Genomic DNA, 19,616 nt, shown 5'->3' with positions numbered 1-19,616 from the left:
ATGCCAAGACGCGTTGTCGTCCAGCTTGGCCTAGCCGGTCTCGTTCTTACAGGCTGCTCGGTCAAGGTCGTAGAAAATGTTGAGCCCTTCAAACTGGGCGTCACGAATGCCGGCGATGCCGACAAACCACGCGTCGAAAGACCCGAACCAGTAAAGCGCTATCAATTCGAGTGCCGCGGAGCCAATGGAAATCCGCTCATCATCTTGTCGAGCCTTGAAGAGGTTTGGGCAAACACTCAATACAAGAAATTCGCCGACGTCGTAGTGACTTATGTCGGCCCACAGCCCCAGACATTGGCAGCGGAAGAAAATGCCGCAGTAAATGTCGCTATAGAAGCGGGCGCCGCTGGATCACGGAATGACATTTGCCTCGCAATTGTCAAAGCCTGCACCAGGAACAATCCACCGACCATCAGTACGGCACTCTACGGGCTCGGCGGTGTTCCCATCGTCAAGGGGGCTCTCACGCTGGCGCCCATGGCACCGCAAGCCGCTGTCCTGACCAAGTGGTTGAAGGAAGTGGCGTAATGGAACAGCAAACAAGGCCCGACGCCGGTTGGCGGCTTCGCGGACACAAGGTCGTCACGGCACTCGCAGCAGTTCTCCTGACGGTTGCAGGCATGACAGCGGTGGTCTCAAGCACTCCCGCCCATGCGGACCAACAAAAACAAATCATAGGGGTTGGGCTCACCAAGCCGGCGGGGACTGTTCTGGACCCCATTGGCCGGATGTGGGTTTCAGACAGTGTGGCCGGATTCTGCCGGATGTCCGAACCCGTGAACGGGAATGCAGGCACCATCGAGGGAGACACATGCTTGGGGGGAAGTCTGCCAGGAGCAGGGCCGGGACCTAAGGTGCCAGGAGTTTCCATCATGCTCGATCCGACTCCTGGGTCCATCGGCAACGGCGATGAAACAGCCTTCATTCCGGACTCAGCTGTGGGGAGTTCTCATCTTGTACGGGCAGTATGGAATCCGCCATTGGACCTCTTCGAGTACAGCAGTACGCTGACGGTCCTCGATGGCGACGTCCGTCCGAATGCGGTTTCCGACGGCCCTGACGGCAACATCTATATGTCGTTCGCCAATGCCCGCTCCATCATCAAAATCGTTGATCCCACAATCATGCACCCAAGTATTGAATCCATTGCGTCGGTCACCACCCGCGCACTGGGCCTTGTGGCAGCGGGCTGGGACAGCAACGGACACGTCAGTGTCTATGTTCTCGAAACCACTGGCCTCAGGGCGTTCTCTGCCCCGGACAACGGTGAAATGACAGACTACGTGCCGTTGGCTTCCTACAACGTCGGCATCGCATCGTCGATCTTCTACGACTACGACGCCAACATTATCTACACCGGAACGAACAGCGGCACCACAGCGGGCGCAGACAAGGTGTCACGCCTCAACCTCGCCACCGGCGCAGTAGACAACCAATGGGCCTTGGGATTCAGCAAGATCAGCGGCCTGGGAATACGTGGCGGTCAACTTCTGGTCCTCGACGATCCCGGACAGCTGGGCTCCACCCCGGGGACCGGACGGGGCAGTATCAGCCTCCTCGGCGGCGCAGTGGCCAAAATTACTTCAGGTCCCACGCTGGCAAACGGCGCACAGGCCCCCAACCCCGAGTTCACCAATGACACCACTCCGACGTTCGTTGTGACCGCAGAACCGGCCGGCAGCGCCTTGGAGTGTTCCATGGGCGGGACGTGGGCGGACTGCACTGGCGGAACCTATACGTCAACTGCACTTCTCAACGGACCGCAGACCTTCTCCGTAAGGCCTGCCCCAGGCGGAGTTCCGGTTTCACGGACCTTCACGGTGGATACAGTCGCACCTGCTACCCCTGTCTTCACTGCTCCAAACAGTGGTCAGGTGGTCAACGGTAAGCCTGTCTTGGGTGCCACTTTCGAGCCAGGAACGACACTCACCTGTTCAGTTGACTCCACTGCAGATACCGCTTTCAAGGCCTGTGTACCGGGCGACACCTTCACGCTCACCACAGCCGGTGTCCATACTTTGCGGATCCGCAGCACCGACCAGGCGGGCAATGTCAGCCCCGTTGCTGCACAAACAGTCACAGCTGATCTGACGGCCCCCCAGGTGGCGATCACGGCTCCGGCCAGCGGAGCCACCGTCGGCGCCGGCTACCAGTTCCAATTCAGCTCCACCTCCTCGGACGTGGTGGGATTCCGTTGCCGATTGGGAACCGATGCCTTCACCGCATGTACCTCGCCGAAGGTCTATGCGGACATCGCGAACGGACCAAACAGGTTCGAGGTAGAGGCCAGGGATGCTGCAGGCAACACCACCGTTGCAGGCGTCAACTTCACGGTCTTCGTAGCTGACACCACACCACCTACCGTGACAGCCAGTCCCGTAGGCGGAACGTATGGTCCTACCGCCAAGGTCACACTGACCGCGAGTGAGGCCGACGCCAAGATCTACTACACGGAGAATGGCACAACTCCCACCGCGACCAGTACCCTCTACACCGGTCCCATCACCATGGGAAACAAGACCATCAAGTACATTGCCGTGGACGCAGCCAACAATGCTTCCGCACCCCAATCCCAGGTGTATGTTCTGGACAACGTTGCCCCAACGGTGGCTGCAAGCCCCTTGGGTGGAAACCTCACCCTTGGTCAAAAGGTCACGTTGACAACAGAGTCCGGGGCGAAGATTTACTACACCACGGACAACTCCACACCGACGGTTTCAAGCCCTTCAGGGACCACAACGGTGACAGTCACTCCGGCGGCCACCACCACGGTCAAGTACTTCGCCGTTGATGCCGCCGGAAACCAATCCGCAGTGGCATCACAGACGTACACTTTGCCTGCGGCGCCGGCTAATACTTGGAAGGATTACAACTCCGACGCCAAGAATGACGTCCTCGCCAGGGACGCTGCAGGTACCCTGTGGCTCTACCCGGGCAACGGCACCGGCGGATGGTTGGGCAAGGTCAACACAGGTACATCGTGGAACAACTACAACCTGATCGTCCCAACACGGGACTTCAGCGGCGATGGACGAAGTGACGTCCTGGCCCGGGACGCCTCCGGCCAGATCCTGCTCTTCAAAGGCAACGGTGTAGGCGGATGGCAGCCTCCTGAGGTTGTCGGCTCCGGTTGGAGCGGCTTCACGGCTGTGGCAGCACCGGGCGACTTCAGCGGAGACGGAAAATCGGATGTCCTCGCCAGGGATGCTTCCGGAGTCCTGTGGCTCTACAAAGGTGACGGATCGGGTAAGTTCAGCACCGGCCGGACCCAGGTCGGAGCAGGCTGGAACGTCATGAACGCCATGTTCAGCACTGGTGACTTCAACGGCGACGCGAAGACCGACGTCATTGCCCGCGATACGGGAGGCGTCTTGTGGCTCTACCCCGGCAACGGCAGCAGCGGGTGGGGCACGCGCTCCCAGATCGGCAGCGGGTGGAACGGCATGACGGCCCTGCTCGGACCAGGCGATTTCAACGGCAATGGAAAAGCTGATGTCCTGGCCCGGGACGCCAGCGGCAATCTGTGGCTCTATCCAGGCAACGGTACCGGCGGCTGGCTGGCTTGGGGCCAGATAGGCAACGGATGGCAAGGATTCACCTCGCTCCCCTGATAGGGGCCGGACGTAGCTTGCTGTTTTGAGGGGTGCATCGGAGAATATCCGGTGCACCCCTTTCGTCTGCCGCCAGCGGTGAAGCTGCTGCCCTTCCACAGAAGGCATCCAACAATGAACTAGACTGAGGGTTTGCAAGGAACTCGTGACACCAGCGTTGCGGGCTGCGGCTGGCGTTCAAGAATTCGTCGGCACGAACTACCGAGGAGAGTCTTGACTTTCGACCAGGCAGGCCAACCGGATCTCTCCGTTGTGATCCCGGTCTATAACGGAGAACGGATTTTGGCGGCAACAATGGCCCGTCTTTCCGGCTACTTGACCAGTGGCACCTCCGAGATCATCATCGTGGAGAACGGTTCTTCCGACAAAACACTCGAGGTCGCCCTCAAGCACGCGGTGGACACTCCCAACGTGACGTTCCAGGTTCTCCAGAGCCAAAAGGGCATGGGAAATGCCTACCGAAGGGGCATCGAAGCCAGCTCCGGCCGCCGGGTACTCCTCACGGCCGACGACCTCCCCTTCGGCACGGACGATCTTGACGAAGACAAAAAACTAGCCACCAAACCGCATGTCGTTATCGGTTCGAAGGCCCACAAAGACTCGATCACTGAACGCAGTACAATCCGTGGAATTACCACCTTCGGATTCAAGACCCTGCGACAGGTTATTCTCGGATCCAAGATCGGCGACTCCCAGGGGACCCTGATTGTCGACGGCGAGTGGCTTCGGAGCATGGTTGACCGCTTTGACGACCCCGGATTCCTCTTCAGCACGCAAGTCGTCTATGCCGCTGAAAAGCAGGGCTTTACGATCGTCGAAGTGCCCGTCACGCTGGCGCCCGACGACGAACCGGGCGAAACCACCATCCGGACTGCCGACGTCGTGAAGATGTTCAAAGGACTCGTGGCCATGCGCCGCCGTCGGCGTGAGTTCGCGGCGGCACCCAGCGCGGGGACGCACGCCTCATGACGGATTCAATCGCAGAAACACCTTCGAACAACAACGATCTCAATCAGGAACAGCCGCCTGCAAAGACCACCAAAGCCAAGCTGGTGGACTTCGCACGGCGCGCACTGGTAGTGATCGTGTTCGCCGCCGCAGTGTATTTCATTGCAGTCCAGTGGCCGCAAGTCCAAGCCACAGTTTTCGCGCTGTACTGGTGGCAGGTGCTGCTGTCCCTGCTGGCACTCATCCCTGGTGTCCTTCTGGGGATGTACATGTGGCGGGTCGTTATGGCGAGCCTGTTGAGGTCGGTTGACATCGAGCCCCAAGGTTTGGTGCTCAACCAGATCTACCTCGTCGGCCAAATCGGCAAATATCTTCCCGGTTCCGTATGGGCATTCGTGCTGCAGATGGAGCTTGGCCGTAAAAACGGCATCGCGCGTGGGCAGGTCTTCGTGGCATCCCTTGTGAGTACAGGAATCACCATTGGAGCGGCTCTGGTAGTTGGAGCTTCAGCTCTTCCGATCCTGGTCCAACGGCAGCCCAATCTGCAGTGGTTGTACGTCATACTTCCTGTGGTGATCCTGGCGATGAACCCGAACGTTGTGACGTTCCTGGTCAACATCGTCCTGCGGGTCTTCCGCCGCCCCCCGCTTCCCGAGCGTATTCAGGCCACCACCATGGTGAAGGCCTTCATCCTCGGCGTCCTGATGTACCTGTGCTTCGGCCTGCACCTGTGGATCCTGGTCGGCCACGAGGCCACCCTTGACCTCGCAACGTTCCTTGTGCTGACTGGTGCTCTGGCGCTTGGCATGACCCTGGGTGTACTGGCATTCCTGCTTCCTGCCGGAGTTGGTGCCCGGGAAGCGATCCTCATCCTTGCCTTGGCCGGAATGATGAGCGCCGGTGCTGCCACAGCAATCGCAGCCCTGTCACGCATCATGTTCACCATTGCGGACCTGCTGTGCGTCGGTATCGCTTTTGTTCACTTCCGGTGGCGTCAACAGTCCGCCTCCAAGACCCCCGCCGACTCCGCCTCCGAGGCCAAGTAGCGGGTTCCGGATCCCCGGGCTTTCCGTGATCCCGGCAGTCCCTCGGGCCAATATCCAGACTTATGCCGCGCGCTAAGGAGCAAGCCAAAACCATGACAGCAGGAACATCCGGGGCTTCTGCCCAGCGCCCGCCGGTTGCCCGGCGGCGCTACTTCTTGCAGCACGACTGGCATTGGGGCATAGTCACTGCCGCCATAGCAGCCGTCGCCTCCATCATTCCCCGACTCTTCAACCCCACGTTCTATTACTGGGATGACATGATGCAGTCCTTCCTCCCGTTGTGGAGGCACATGGGTGAGGAGATACGCTCCGGCCGATTCCCGTTGATGGAGCCAGGCGGCTGGGTGGGCGGCAACATCGTGGCGGAGGTGGGCTACGGTATCTTCAACCCGGTCAACATCGTCAACTCAGTTATCGTTTCGAACTTCGAGAACCTGTCCCTCGCGAGCTACTTCATCATCGTCCAGTTCATCGGGTTACTGGCGTTCGGTACGTTCATGCTGGCCCGTGACTACGGTTCCAACAGGCCGCTTGCCCTGGCCGTCGGCGTAGCCATCCCCTTCAGCGGCTTTACGCTCTTCTATGAGGCAGCCCGCTGGCCGGGCGGTCTGATGGCCTTCGCCTGGATCACCGTTTTCTGGTGGTCGGTCCGACGCTATGCTCGTCGCAACACGTCACCGTTCCTGCCGTTCCTGCTGGGCTTCCTCACCATGACTGCCGGGAACCCCTACGGAGCCATAGGCGTCATCCTTGTCCTCGCAGCAGTCGCCGTCGAGTTGATGCTGATGAGGCACTGGCGTCGGCTTATTCCCATCGTCATCGTCGGCGCCTTGGTCGGTCTGACCGCTGTCCTGGTCTACTTCCCTTTGCCCCTCAGCTCTGCCGTGACTGTACGCCAGCAGAACGAAATTTTGAATGACCTCTTCCTTTCCCCGGATATGTCATCGCTGCTGACAATGAGCACGTCCTCCATGAGGCCCCGAATCAACAACTTCTGGGCTCCCATCGACAACGTGCCTTCAAGCTATCTGGCATGGTTCGTCCTGCCGTTGCTTCCCTGGCTTGATTTCCGGAGCTTCCGGAACCGCTCGCGCCAAATTTTCAGCATTTACATCATCACTGGAATCTATTTCCTGCTGACCTTCGCTCCTTCCCAGGTGCTTGTCTTCCGTTGGCCGATTCGACTCATCGAGTACGTGTACCTCGGCGTCATCGTGCTCGTCGCAGTGGTGGCCTCAGCCGGTCTGAAGACCACGTCTTGGAAGAAACGGTTGTTCATCACCGTCGCCATCCTGGGTTTTGGAACCTACCGGGCCTGGTCCATGGTGCCCGACGGCGGCAAATGGCAGATCTTCACTTTGGCCGTGACGCTCGTACTGGTGGGGTTGGCCGTTCTTGGCTGGAAGCGGTTCGGCTACCGAGGCCTCGCAGCAGTGATGGTGCTGGGAATAATCGCTACCCTGGGTATGCAATCCCGGCAGTTTGTCCCTAACAATGCCGTGGCCGGGATCGGCTCGCCCGTGGACGCAGACACATTGCGTGACTCCACCAGTCATTACCGGGGTAACACAATTCAGATCTTCAACACCATGAAGATCACCGGTGAGGAATTCACTGAGGGCCGCCTCCTCTATGGCAACCAGATCCTCAATGCCGACGTTAATAACAGCATGGGCCGTTACAGCGGAATCAGTTTCACCACCTACGTCAATGCCTTGTGCATGAATTACCGAGGTGAAACCTGCCCGCTTGCTTACACTGAACTGTTCAAACAGGCCTCCGGGGAAATCGACGCCACGCTGGCGGACGTCCTGCAGGTTGAGACCGTGGCCGTTCAAAAGACGATGATCGCCCCCGAGCAACTCAACATCGCCCCCGGCTGGTCAATTGTGGCCTTGGATGAAACCAGGACAATCCTTCAGCGGGAGAACCCTTTGCCCTACCCGGGCACCGTTTCCTGGGCCTCGGACGGCATCTCCGTGAAGGATGCGGTCAGGAATGGCAATGATGAACACATCACCCTGTCCGGCGACGGCAGTGCAGGCAAACTGACCCTTGCCCGCCTCGCATGGCCGGGTTACACCGTCACGGTAGATGGCGAACCGCAGAAGCTCACACAGGGTCCGGCCGGAGTGATACTGGTGGACGTACCGGCGGGTGCCACCTCGGTGGACGTGAGCTTCACGACGCCGGGCCTCACCATGGGCCTGGCAGCCCAAGCAGCCGCGTGGTTCGGGATTCTCGTGTTCACTGTTTTCCACTACGTTCGACGGCATCGCCGCAAGGCGTCGGAAGAACAAGTGATTCCGGAGTCGGTTGAAAAGGTCTCCGTCTAGCCTGCTGGCATAGACCAAAGCGCCTGCAAGGCACAAGAGCGTCCGTCCTAACAGGGACGGGCGCTCTCTTCTTGTGAGGCCGCCCAAATGCCCTGCTCACGTCTTACAGGGAACAGATGCGCGGGCAGTTTGGATGCCGCGAGCACACCAGACACCAGGTAGCGCCACACCTCTTTGGACTACTTCAGCTCACATACGCAAAGGCCACCACACATCCTCCAGAGGAGACGTGCGGTGGCCTTGTTACTGCCGCGCTTGGATCACATACGGAACATCGCTTAGTTACTGTCGCGCAGCCAAGCTACAGCTTGGTCGGCCGGGCCTTCGAACTGCACCGTACCGGAAGCGAGGACGACTCCCCTGTCGCAAATACGCGAAATCATGTCCAGATCGTGGCTGACCACAACCAAGGTCCGTCCCTCATCCGAAAGTTGTTTGATTTTAGCCAGGCACTTCTTCTGGAACGGTTCGTCGCCCACGGCAAGAATCTCATCCACAAGGAAGATATCAGGCTGCGTGTGGACAGCTACTGCAAAAGCCAGCCTCAGAAACATACCGGAAGAATAGAATTTTACTTCGGTGTCGATGAACTGTTCTATCTCGGAGAAGGCAACAATTTCGTCGAACTTCTCGTTGATTTCCTGCTCAGTCATGCCCAGAATCGCAGCGTTGAGGAAAACGTTCTCACGCCCGGACAGGTCGGGATGGAAACCCGCGCCAACCTCGATGAGCCCGGCTACACGTCCCTTCGTGCGGACTGTTCCTTTGTCCGGGAGGATAACGCCGGATATAAGTTTCAACAGCGTGGACTTGCCTGAGCCGTTGAAGCCTAACAGAGCCACGGTTTCGCCCGGCTGAATCTCGAAGCTCACATCGTGGAGGGCATCGAACTTCTTGCTGAGATCGCTTTTCCGACCTTTCACCAACCAAACCAGAGTCTCCTTGAGGGAGTGCGAATGGCGAAGATTGAACGTCTTCTTAAGGCCTTTGACGATTATTGCGGCGCCCATCTAGACCTCCTGCGCAAAATGGCCCTCAAGTCGTCGGAAGACGAGCTGGCCGATAATAAGGAACAGGGCTGCCATTCCGAGACCGATGAGTCCCGTCCACATAAGATGCGGGGGCAGCTCGACCGGACGATCCACAGTGGGATACCAGAAGGCCCAGTGGAACAGTTCAACAGCCACAGTGATCGGGTTGAGCTGATAGATGACCAACACCCACGGGGGCGCCAACCGGCGGATCATTGTCCAGTCATAGAGCACCGGCGATGTCCACGTAACGATCATCATCAGCATATCGACGATATTTTCCGCGTCGCGGAAGAAAACATTGATCGCCCCTGCCAAGAGGCCCAAACCAGTCGCCGTTACCGCCACGATGACGAAGCCCAAAGCAGCTCCAATGAGCTGCATAATGTCCGGTTTCCACCCGTTCAGCAGCGCGGCCGCCAACAAGACCACCAGTTGTGGGAGGAAATGAACCGCTGCCACCCACACGGAGGCAACCGGGAACAATTCCCTCGGCAGGTAGATCTTCTTGACCAAGGCGGCATTGGACACAATTGATCTCGTAGCATTCGAGAACGCTTCAGAGAAGAAGTTGATGACGATGACGCCGGAGAACATGTACAGCGCGTAGTTGGGAATCTGATCCCCCACGCGAAGGACAATCCCCAACGCGAAAAACAGCACAACGTACTGGACCAGCGGCTTGACGTAGGACCAGGCAAGGCCGAGGACAGAACCCCGGTACCTGACCCGGAGTTCCTTACGGACTATCAATTTGAGGAGGTACCGGCGCCGATAAACGTCCAGCAGCCCCGCACCTACTCCCGGAACAGCATATGTATCAGTGGAAGTCGTCATTGCTACTTGCTGGGCTCCGAAGCTTCGAATGTTTCCCGCCACGATTCCATGGAAGTGATCTGAGGAAGGGCATCCCGGTACTGAGCCCGGAGGGTCTCCCAGTTGGAGAATAGCTGAGCATGGAGTTTGGCCGACTCGACCACCAGCTGTCGGGCCATCTTGGGATCCCGCAAATGCCAGGAAGCGCCTGTACCGTCCGCATTGGACACCACGGCACTGTCCAGGTGGGCCAAGCTCCACCACTTGCCGTCCTGATGGGCTACGTGCGCCTCAGGGTTGGCCTTCGCGGTATCACGCACGGGGGCCAGGGTTTGCTTGAGGACAGTCTTCACTGCCCAGGGAAGCAGGCCCAGCGCGCCGGGCTGCTTGTAGGACTCTGGCTTCTTGGGGGGACGCTTGCGGAAGACCTCCGGGAACGCCGCGGGGTCGGTCTTCACCTGTGAGTCCGGGAACTCCTCGCGCATTGCACGGAGCTTCGGCATGGTGGTGGGCAATTGCTTGTGCAAATTGCCCGGTCCGGCAAGTACATCGCGGAGAGCCATCACTCGGGCCTGCTCCGGGTAGTACTGCATGGACACCAGGTGTTTGACGTCCGTGTTCAAGCTCTCCCGCAAGATCCGTCCACCCTTGGGGAACGGGGAATGCAGGAGAGTCGCGATGAGACGGTTGCGTTCGTGGTAGTAAGCTTGCCAGTCCACTGAGTCGTCTTTATCGGCCCAAGAGACGTGCCAGACTGCTGCCCCGGGAAGGGTCACTGTGGGGAACCCGGCTGCGCGGCCCCGAAGGGAGTACTCAGCGTCATCCCACTTGATGAACACAGGAAGGGACAGGCCGATGGTCTCCACCACGGTCTTGGGGATAAGGCACATCCACCAGCCGTTGTAGTCCGCATCCCATCGGCGGTGGAGCTGCGGCGTGGAGCGCAAACCTGCATTGGAGAAGTCGTGATTGCCGAGTCCTTCCACCGGACCCCAAAGGAACCGGTAAAAGTTGACGACCTCTGAGTAAGCATGCAGGACCGACTTGTTGTACATGTCGAACATGTGGCCACCAACAATCGTCGGCTTGCGGCAGAGGTCGGCAAAAGCCACTGCGCGCATAACGCCCTCTGTTTCCAGCTCAATGTCGTCGTCCAGCAGCATGACATAGTCGCTCTTGTCAGAAACAACCATCTCGTACATGTTCCTGGCAAACCCTCCGGATCCGCCCAGATTTCCCTGGTTGATAATCCGGAGTTGGTCACCCATGGATTCTGCAACGGCGTCGAAGCCAGCTTCGTCAGCTACCTTCTTGTTGCCCTGATCCACGATGATGAGTTCGGCAAGGATTTCCCGGAGACCCGCGTCAGCATCAATGGACTTGATGGTCTCGAGGCAGTAGTCGGCGCGATTGAACGTCGTGACGCCGAGCGTGACGCGACCCTGCGCGCGACCCTCGTCAGGGACGGCCCAATGAGCGCTCTTGAGCGTCATGCCGTCGCCGCCGGCAATGAGGTCGAACCAGTACCAGCCGCCGTCGCCAAAGGGAGCCAATGTCAGCTCGAAATCATTGGTGGACGAGCCCTCCACCAGAATCGAATCAACACGCTGCGCCGCACCACGAGCGTTGGAACGGTACACGATCACCGTTCCTTCGCCCTCAGTTTCAATGTGAAGAACGGTCTTCGCAGCGATGGTCCACTTGCGCCAGTAGCTGGCGGGGAAGGCGTTGAAGTAGGAACCGAACGAAAGACGCTCACCACGGCGGACCTGGACGGAGCCTCGGCCCAGGATGTCCTCGGGGTGGAGTTTCCGTGCCATGCCGATGGCCTGCACGTCGGCACTCCCGCCGCCCCTTTGGACCTTGTTGGTGTCAGGATCCACGTACAGCGGCAGAGTGTCGAGGTCGCGGTTGGCCGGGAAAATCACGCGCTGGACAATCCGCAGGTTCTGTTCCGTCGATGCCGGGGTTTCAGCGGCAGTAGTGGCCGTCATGGCGATCTCCTGGCTTTCGTTTGTTGTAGCGGTCATGCGTCCACTCCCCCGCTTTCAAGCTTGGCGCCGCCGGTGAAGTGCGGCTTGATCTTGTTGTCATACATGGACAAAGCCGAACCGATGGCCATGTGCATGTCGAGGTACTTATAAGTTCCAAGACGGCCACCAAACAGGACCGACTTTTCGCCCTTGGCAAGGTCGCGGTAAGCCAGCAGCTTCTGACGGTCATCAGAGGTGTTCACGGGGTAGTACGGCTCATCGCCCTTTTCCGCAAAGCGCGAGAATTCACGCATGATGACGGTGGCGTCCTTGGTGTAGTCACGCTCAGGGTGGAAGTGACGGAACTCGTGGATGCGTGTGAACGCGGCATCAGCGTCCGGGTAGTTCATTACTGAACAACCTTGGAAGTCCTCGATCGGCAGGACCTCTTCTTCGAGATCGATGGTGCGCCACGAGAGATCACCTTCGGCGTAGTCGAAGTAGCGGTCAACCGGACCCGTGTAGATGACCGGCACCTGACCGAGGACAGAAGACCGCCCAAACTCGCCGTCGTCGAAGAAATCCGTGTTCAGGACCACTTCAATGTTCGGGTGATCCGCCATGCGTTCAATCCAGGCGGTGTAGCCGTCTACCGGGAGACCCTCATAGGCGTCGTTGAAGTACCGGTTGTCGTAGTTGTAGCGCACAGGAAGTCGGGAGATGATTTCAGCCGGCAGGTCCTTCGGGTCCGTCTGCCACTGCTTTCCCGTGTAGTGCTTAATGAAGGCCTCGTACAGGGGACGGCCAATAAGTTGGATGCCCTTGTCATTGAGGTTCTGGGGATCAGTGCCCGCCAGCTCGCCAGCCTGCTCGGCAATGAGAGCCTTTGCTTCCGTGGGGCTCATAGCCGAGCGGAAGAACTGGTTGATGGTGCCCAGGTTAATGGGCATGGGGTACACCTCACCCTTGTGGCTGGTGTAAACCTTGTGCTGGTAGCTCGTGAACTTGGTGAACCTGTTCACGTATTCCCATACACGCTCGTTCGAGGTGTGGAAGAGGTGGGCACCGTAGCGGTGTACCTCGATTCCGGTCTTCGCCTCATTCTCGCTGTAGGCGTTTCCACCAATATGGTGGCGGCGATCGAGCACCGCAACCTTCAGCCCCAACTCGGTAGCGGCGCGTTCTGCAATGGTCAGGCCAAAGAAACCCGAGCCGACGACGACGAGATCAGCGTTCACAAACTCTCCTGTGTATTGGCGTGCGGGCACAGAGATGCCCACGTCTACTGGTCAAGGCTACCCGACGTTATGATCGTTCCCCGATTCGGCGGTACGCGGCAGCAGGGCAGCCATTGTCCGGAAAAAAGAACGGGAGGCTTGGCCTATATAGCCAGCCTCCCGTTCAACACTGCTGAAAGAACAAAGCTAAAGCGAGATCACGGAGCCTGTACCTGCTGACTCGAGCACAGCCTCAGCAACGCGAAGGGTCTCAAGACCTTCGGCCATTGTGACAATATTCATGGACTTTCCGAGCACAGCGTCACGGAATGCCTCATGTTCCATTTTGAGTGGTTCGCGCTTTGCCAGGGCAAAACGCGTGGACGAGCCCTCGGAAACGCCACGGAATGCCGCGACGGAGTCCCAATCGGTCTGGAAGGTGCCATTCTCGATGAATGTCAGGTCCGCCGAGATGGTATCTGCGATGTACGCACCCCGCTCACCCAGAACGACGGTGGTGCGCTCCTTCATGGGCGAGAGCCAGTTGACAATGTGGTTGGTGACTACACCGCTCTTGAGGTGACCAATGGCGGTAACCATGTCCTCATGCTCGCGGCCACTCCTGGACGTTGTGTGCGCCACCACGTTCACAAAGTTGCTCTGTGCAAGCCAGGCGGTGAGGTCGATGTCGTGAGTTGCGAGGTCCTTGACCACACCTACGTCAGCGATGCGGGAAGGGAACGGACCTTGACGGCGTGTCGAAATTTGGTAGACCTCGCCGAGGTCGCCGTTCTCGAGCCGCTCGCGGAGGCTTTGCAATGACGGGTTGAAGCGCTCGATGTGGCCTACCGCCCCAATCAATCCCCGCGAGTCGAAAGCCTCGGCGATACGTCGGCCGGACTCGGAATCGTTGGCAATGGGTTTTTCGACCAAGCAGTGCACTCCGGCTTCAGCCAGCTGCAGGGCCACTTCTTCATGAAGCACGGTTGGCACTGCGGCCACAGCCATGTCGATTCCCTGCTCGATGAGCTGTTCAACCGAGCTGCAGACCTCAAGTCCACTGGCTACGTTGTGAGGATCCCCGAAGGAGTCAGCCACGGCAACGAGGTCGACGCCTTCAAGCTCGCGAATAACACGGGCGTGGTGGCGGCCCATCATCCCCAGTCCGATGAGGCCTGCACGCAAATTTGCCACTAGCTTCCTGCCTTCGCAATGGCGTTGACCGCGGAAACGATACGGTCAAGATCGTCCTGGCTCAACGACGGATGTACCGGGAGCGACAAGACGCTGGCCGCGGCTTCCTCCGTGACGGGCAGGTCATCCGAGGTTTGGAAAGGAGCGAGGCGGTGGTTCGGAATGGGGTAGTATACGCCGCAGCCCACGTTGTATTCCTCACGCAGAGCCTTCGCGAAACCATCACGGTCCTCAGCGATGCGGATGGTGTACTGGTGGTACACGTGCTCATAGCCCTCAGACACCTTGGGAGTGACGACGCCTTCAATGTTGGCGTCGAAGAAGGCGGCGTTCTCCTGACGGGTCTTGGTCCAGGCGTTGATTTTGGTCAACTGCACGCGGCCAATTGCAGCGTGGATGTTGGTCATGCGGGCGTTGAAGCCAACAAGTTCATTCTCGTACTGGCGTTCCATGCCCTGGTTACGAAGCAACCGGAGGCGGCGCTCGACGTCGGGCAGGCCTGTGCTGACCATGCCACCTTCGCCGGAGGTCATGTTCTTGGTGGGGTACAGGCTGAACATGGCGAAGTCACCGAATGTACCCACTTTTCGGCCGTTGACCGCCGCACCGTGCGCTTGGGCTGCGTCTTCGAAGATCTTCACGCCGTGCTTGGAAGCGACAGCGCCGATACCGTCCACGTCGAAGGGGTGTCCGTAAAGGTGAACGGGCATGATGGCGGCCGTGCGGTCCGTAATTTTCGATTCGACGGACGCGGGATCAAGGGTGTAGTGGTCCAGGTCGACGTCGGCGAAGACAGGAGTCGCGCCTGTCAAAGCCACGGAGTTGGCCGTGGCGGCGAAAGTAAACGACGGCACAATAACTTCGTCGCCGGGACCGATGCCCGCAGCCAACAGACCAAGGTGCAGACCGGACGTACCGGAGTTGACCGCTACCGCTGCCCTGCCATCGAGGAGGACCTGCGAAAATTCCTGCTCAAAGGACGCCACCTCCGAGCCCTGTGCGAGTTGGCCGGAGGCAAGGACGGCCTCTACTGCCTTGCGCTCGTCTTCACCAATGATGGGTTTAGCGGGGGGAATGAATTCGGGGCTCATGCCTCTACCTCTCGAAGGGTCTCGTTCTGTTCAACATATGTGGCGCCGGTCTCCGGGCACACCCAGTTCTCGCCTTGGCGCTGCAGCGGGAAACCGGCTTTTCCGACCCAACCGTGGCGTCTGGCCGGAACTCCGACCATCAGGGCAAAATCAGGGACGTCTTTTGCGACAACAGCACCAGCAGCCACTGTGGCCCATCGACCGATTGTCACCGGTGCGACGCAGACTGCACGGGCACCGATTGATGCGCCTTCACGAATGGTGACACCAACGGGTTCCCAGTCGTGGGCGCTCTTCAAGCCGCCATCCGGGCCAACCGCCCGGGGGTAAGTATCGTTTGTGAGTACAACAGCCGGGCCGATGAAGACGCCGGCCTCCAGCACCGCGGGCTCGTAGACAAGTGCATAATTCTGAACTTTGCAGTTGTCCCCCATCTTGACCCCGGTGCCAATATAGGCCCCGCGCCCTACGATGCAATTGACGCCCAACTCGGCCTGCTCGCGGACTTGGGCCAGATGCCAAATCTTTGATCCATCACCAATTACCGCCTTGTCTGAAACATCGGCGCTCTCCGCAACCACTATCACCGGTGAAGGTCCTTCCTCATTGAGCACACGCGACAACGAGATTCATCTTAGCTGAGACACCAAGCCACGGTGTCAAGGCGGCTCGCGTATGAGCTCTGCCAGGAGTTGTCCACATAAGCCACTACGGTCGAGGCGGTTTACTTCTCAGGGCCGTAGCGTCATTTGCATCAGCCATACAACTGATGTCCGCCAAGTCGCAGAGGAGGAGCCATGGCCTTGGAGTGCACTTTGGTACGCGCCCCTGGTGCCGCTCAAACAGCGGAACCGGAGGAACTCAGCATCGCTGTCCCGGAAGGCACATCCGGCACACGAGTGCAGCAGCTTCTCACAAGTGCGCGTGGAACAGGCCTCCTCTTCGTCGACGGACGGCCACTAAACACTCTTACAGTGGGAGAAGCACCTCTTATCCCGGGCGCCGTTCTTGTCGATGATGCTCCGCCTCATAGGGCAGGGAAGAAGATGTCCTCTCCCCTGATGCTGCTCACCCACTCAGGACCTGACGCAGGCTCAATTTTCCGGATTCAACGAGGCCGTTACCGAATCGGTAGGGCTTCGGCCGAAATTTCAGTGGCAGATCCCGGGATGTCCCGGGAACACGCCATTTTGGAAGTGTCCAGCACGGCCCTCGCGCTGAGGGCGGTGAGCAGTGCGAACCCGGTGATCGTGGACAATCGGTCTTCCAATCGCACTTTGCTGACGTCCTCGTCCACGATCCAATGTGGAAACACCACCTTCACTGTCGTCACGGACTCCGGTCGGTACCCGCAGATTACCGGCGACGCAGGGCTGTCTATTGAAGAACCACTCGAAGTACGTCATACCCGTCGTCAGGGCAATCGGCTGGCCATGGCTTTAGGGGCCGGCCTGCCGCTGGTAGCCGGGATCGGCCTCTCCTTGGCTACCGGAATGTGGATGTATTTGGGATTCACTGCAATTTCGGCGTTCAGCCTACTCGTCCCGTTATTCGCAGGGCGGAAAGGCCGCCTGCAGGGCAAAATGGCCATAACGCGTGCAGTTCAGGACGACATCGATCGCCGACGCCGATGCTCGCCATCGGCGGCTGACCTGGTTTTGGCAGTTAATGGCCCCTCCCCGGTGGATCAGCCGGCGATGGAACCTGTCAGGGGAGAGGCAGCACCCATCCCGACTGCGACTTCGGCTTCGGCTTCGGCTTCGGCTTCGGCTTCCAGCGTTCATGGTCCTGGTGTATGGCTCCGTCTCGGAATCACGCAGACAGTGGCAAACATTCAGCTTGTTCCTGACGACCCACACTTTCGCCAGCCTCCCATTGGGGCGGCTGCGATGACTTTGGATCCCGGCTATCCCGAAGTGACGCTTAGTGGACAGCCCCACCATACAGATGCCTTGCTTCGTTTTGTCTTGATGCAGCTAGTCAGTTTTCCTGGTGCCGCGGAGACGCCTGTCATCGTTCTCGGGCGGATCGGAAGGTTGCCGTTGAGTGCCCGGTTCCTCCCCCGGGTTACCCTCACAATCAGCCCGAACATTGTCCTTGCCGCCCTGCAGCAAGCAAGCGGCAAGGTGAGAGGCAGGCTCCTCATGGTTAATGACCTTCCGCCTGATGACGCGGATTTCCAGTCATCCCTCCTGAAGGCCGCACGATCCGCCGGGTGGCAAGTACTCCGATGCTGCGTTTCGTCTCAACGTTCCGCGGCGGGTATCGAACTTTCCCCGTCAGGAACAGCGGGCTACCTGGAGGCGAGTGGCCAGCGCCGGACGTTCGTGCCGGACTTGGTGTCCGCCGAAGTTTTCGACAGTTTCTGCCGTAAGACACCAGCCACGTCTTTAGAAGGAGGCCCCGGTACGGTCGCCTCTATTCCGGAAGTGTCTTCACTGGCCGAGATGCTTCCCCGGGGGCAGCGCAGAGTGCTCCGCAGGTGGACCGAGGCGTCCGGGCAAACTGGTCCCATCGCTGTGCTTGGCGCGGGCCGTGGTGGTCAGGTGACCTTCGACTTCAAGCTCGATGGTCCTCATCTACTGGTTGCCGGCACCACAGGCTCCGGCAAATCCGAACTCCTCAGGACGCTTGTGGCTTCCATGGCGCTGACCCATTCTCCGGATCACACAACTTTCCTGTTCTTTGATTTTAAAGGCGGCTCAGGCTTGCAGCCACTCGCGCGTCTTCCGCACTGCGTCGGACTTCTGACGGACCTCAGCAAGCACCATTTGGAGCGCGCCCTAGTTTCGCTGCGTGGAGAGATCCGGCACCGCGAAGAGTTATTCGCTGCGGCCAGCGTGTCTGATCTTGCGCAGTATCGAAGCGCAGCCACGCCCAGCGACCCAATTGTGCCGTACCTGGTCCTGGTGATTGATGAGTTCCGCATGCTGGTGGACGAAGCTCCAAACACTCTCCGTGAGCTCATGCGCATCGCGACCATCGGGCGGTCCCTGGGCATTCATTTGGTGATGGCCACACAGCGGCCCCAAGGGGCTCTGACCGCAGATATCCGGGCAAACGTGACCTCAAGTATCGCCATGCGTGTGCAAACGGAAGCAGAGTCCATGGACATCATCAACACGAAGGGTGCCGCCTCCATACGCCTGGAGACTCCGGGACGGGCCTACCTTGCCAAAGCTTCGAGCAACCCCGAAGAATTCCAGACAGCCTCCCTCTCGCTCTCGCCTAAACGTGCAGTATCCGGCTCAGGGCTCGGCGGTTCCCAGCAGGCCGTACAGTCGGCCTCCCGGGCTTTGCAGCAACGCTCCGTCGCACGGAATCCGGCCAGTGAGCAAGGATCGCTCCCGGACGCTGGTCCCGAGTGGGTCGTTTCAACAGCCCACGACGCTTGGCGGTCGCTTGGCAAACCGCTCCCCAAGCGTCCGATAGCAACGCCGCTGCCCACATCGATTCTCTGGCATGAACAGGTTCCTGCGTCGGAGGGAAAGAGGTCCGGCGTGAAAGACCAGTGGACGGTGGGACCGTTGGCGATGATGGACAGGCCCACGCACCAAATTATGGAACCGCTGCTGTGGTCACCGTCCGAAGACGGCCATCTGGCAATGATCGGCAGCGACTCGAGTGGCATGCGGGACTGCTTTAGGGCTGCGTCCGCGATGCTTGCCATCGGGAAACCCCACCCCCCTCTCTATATCCTCGACGCCACGGGCACGCTGGGCCATCTTGGAGACGACGTTCGGATCGGCGCAGCGGTGGGCCTGCACCAGCTGCACCTCGCAACGCGGGTCTTGCAACGCCTCGCCGCAGAGATGGAACGTCGACGAAGCCCCGGGGTATTCGGGGTTGGCCATACACCTTTGGTCCTCATCGTGGCCGGGTGGTGTTCGTGGGCAACTGCACTCCGGACCGGGCCCTTCGGATATGCAGAAGGAATCCTGCAGGACATCGTCAGGGACGGTTGTTCCCTTGGCGTCACCGTTCTCATCTCAGGGGAAAGGGAACTCGTCAACTCACGCTTTTTTGCCGCAATACAGAATCGCGCGTATTTCCCATCGGGGTCCACCGAAGAGTCGCGGTTCCACTGGCCGCGCCTCCCGGACGTGGAATCACGTCCCGGGCGGGCTGTCGTGATGGGGAACTTGGCTAAAGAGGACGGTACCGTGGCTCAGTTTCGTGCGGCTCCAGTGAACGGGCGGTAGCCGTTCGATGACCTCGGGCCATCCGAAGCGCCGTTCCGCGTACGGCCACTCCCCGATCTTCTTCACGCTGAGAATTTTCAGGCCTTGCTTGCTGCATTCCAGGCAGAGGATGAGCTGGCAGGATCCCATGCCGGGCCAAGGAGCCGCTCAG

At 59.4% G+C, this 19,616-nt stretch carries 13 protein-coding genes; 6 read left to right on the top strand and 7 right to left on the bottom strand.

What is annotated here, in order from left to right; genetic code table 11:
* The 5 genes from J7I86_RS09640 to J7I86_RS09620 all read left to right on the top strand — a co-directional run bounded on the left by J7I86_RS09640 (position 1) and on the right by J7I86_RS09620 (position 7,941).
* A complete protein-coding gene (locus J7I86_RS09640; RefSeq protein ID WP_214819643.1) occupies positions 1 to 528 on the top strand; it encodes a hypothetical protein in 528 nt (175 codons plus the stop codon).
* Complete coding sequence (locus J7I86_RS09635) at positions 528 to 3,611, top strand: chitobiase/beta-hexosaminidase C-terminal domain-containing protein (RefSeq protein WP_214819201.1); 3,084 nt, start codon at positions 528 to 530, stop codon at positions 3,609 to 3,611. The genes J7I86_RS09640 and J7I86_RS09635 overlap by 1 nt, the downstream gene beginning before the upstream one ends.
* A 213-nt stretch (positions 3,612 to 3,824) precedes the next feature.
* On the top strand, positions 3,825 to 4,580 hold the full coding sequence (locus J7I86_RS09630; protein WP_286179508.1) for a glycosyltransferase: 756 nt from the start codon (positions 3,825 to 3,827) through the stop codon (positions 4,578 to 4,580).
* A complete protein-coding gene (locus J7I86_RS09625; protein ID WP_214819198.1) occupies positions 4,577 to 5,605 on the top strand; it encodes a lysylphosphatidylglycerol synthase domain-containing protein in 1,029 nt (342 codons plus the stop codon). The genes J7I86_RS09630 and J7I86_RS09625 overlap by 4 nt, the downstream gene beginning before the upstream one ends.
* Before the next feature lie 92 nt (positions 5,606 to 5,697).
* Positions 5,698 to 7,941, top strand: a complete 2,244-nt coding sequence (locus tag J7I86_RS09620) for a YfhO family protein (protein ID WP_214819196.1) — start codon at positions 5,698 to 5,700, stop codon at positions 7,939 to 7,941.
* A 278-nt stretch (positions 7,942 to 8,219) separates the two neighbouring features.
* Here the strand turns inward: J7I86_RS09620 and J7I86_RS09615 are convergent, their stop codons facing one another.
* The 7 genes from J7I86_RS09615 to J7I86_RS09585 all read right to left on the bottom strand — a co-directional run bounded on the left by J7I86_RS09615 (position 8,220) and on the right by J7I86_RS09585 (position 15,877).
* Positions 8,220 to 8,951: an ABC transporter ATP-binding protein gene (locus tag J7I86_RS09615; protein ID WP_141282427.1), complete on the bottom strand. Its 732-nt coding sequence runs from the start codon at positions 8,949 to 8,951 to the stop codon at positions 8,220 to 8,222.
* On the bottom strand, positions 8,952 to 9,809 hold the full coding sequence (locus tag J7I86_RS09610) for an ABC transporter permease (RefSeq protein WP_201296529.1): 858 nt from the start codon (positions 9,807 to 9,809) through the stop codon (positions 8,952 to 8,954). It lies immediately after the preceding gene.
* A gap of 2 nt (positions 9,810 to 9,811) precedes the next feature.
* Complete coding sequence (locus tag J7I86_RS09605) at positions 9,812 to 11,818, bottom strand: glycosyltransferase (RefSeq protein ID WP_214819194.1); 2,007 nt, start codon at positions 11,816 to 11,818, stop codon at positions 9,812 to 9,814.
* On the bottom strand, positions 11,815 to 12,999 hold the full coding sequence (gene glf, locus J7I86_RS09600; RefSeq protein WP_214819192.1) for a UDP-galactopyranose mutase: 1,185 nt from the start codon (positions 12,997 to 12,999) through the stop codon (positions 11,815 to 11,817). The genes J7I86_RS09605 and glf overlap by 4 nt, the downstream gene beginning before the upstream one ends.
* 186 nt (positions 13,000 to 13,185) lie before the next feature.
* Positions 13,186 to 14,172, bottom strand: a complete 987-nt coding sequence (locus J7I86_RS09595) for a Gfo/Idh/MocA family protein (RefSeq protein ID WP_214819190.1) — start codon at positions 14,170 to 14,172, stop codon at positions 13,186 to 13,188.
* Positions 14,172 to 15,263, bottom strand: a complete 1,092-nt coding sequence (locus J7I86_RS09590; RefSeq protein WP_214819188.1) for a DegT/DnrJ/EryC1/StrS aminotransferase family protein — start codon at positions 15,261 to 15,263, stop codon at positions 14,172 to 14,174. The genes J7I86_RS09595 and J7I86_RS09590 overlap by 1 nt, the downstream gene beginning before the upstream one ends.
* Positions 15,260 to 15,877: an acyltransferase gene (locus J7I86_RS09585; protein ID WP_214819641.1), complete on the bottom strand. Its 618-nt coding sequence runs from the start codon at positions 15,875 to 15,877 to the stop codon at positions 15,260 to 15,262. The genes J7I86_RS09590 and J7I86_RS09585 overlap by 4 nt, the downstream gene beginning before the upstream one ends.
* A 183-nt stretch (positions 15,878 to 16,060) precedes the next feature.
* Here J7I86_RS09585 and J7I86_RS09580 point away from each other — a divergent pair, with 183 nt between their 5' ends.
* Positions 16,061 to 19,465, top strand: a complete 3,405-nt coding sequence (locus tag J7I86_RS09580) for an FtsK/SpoIIIE domain-containing protein (RefSeq protein WP_286179505.1) — start codon at positions 16,061 to 16,063, stop codon at positions 19,463 to 19,465.
* Positions 19,466 to 19,616 lie beyond the last annotated feature (151 nt).

Source organism: Arthrobacter sp. ISL-95 (assembly GCF_018613695.1).
Taxonomy (GTDB): domain Bacteria; phylum Actinomycetota; class Actinomycetes; order Actinomycetales; family Micrococcaceae; genus Arthrobacter.
This window is presented reverse-complemented; position numbering and strand designations above follow the sequence as displayed.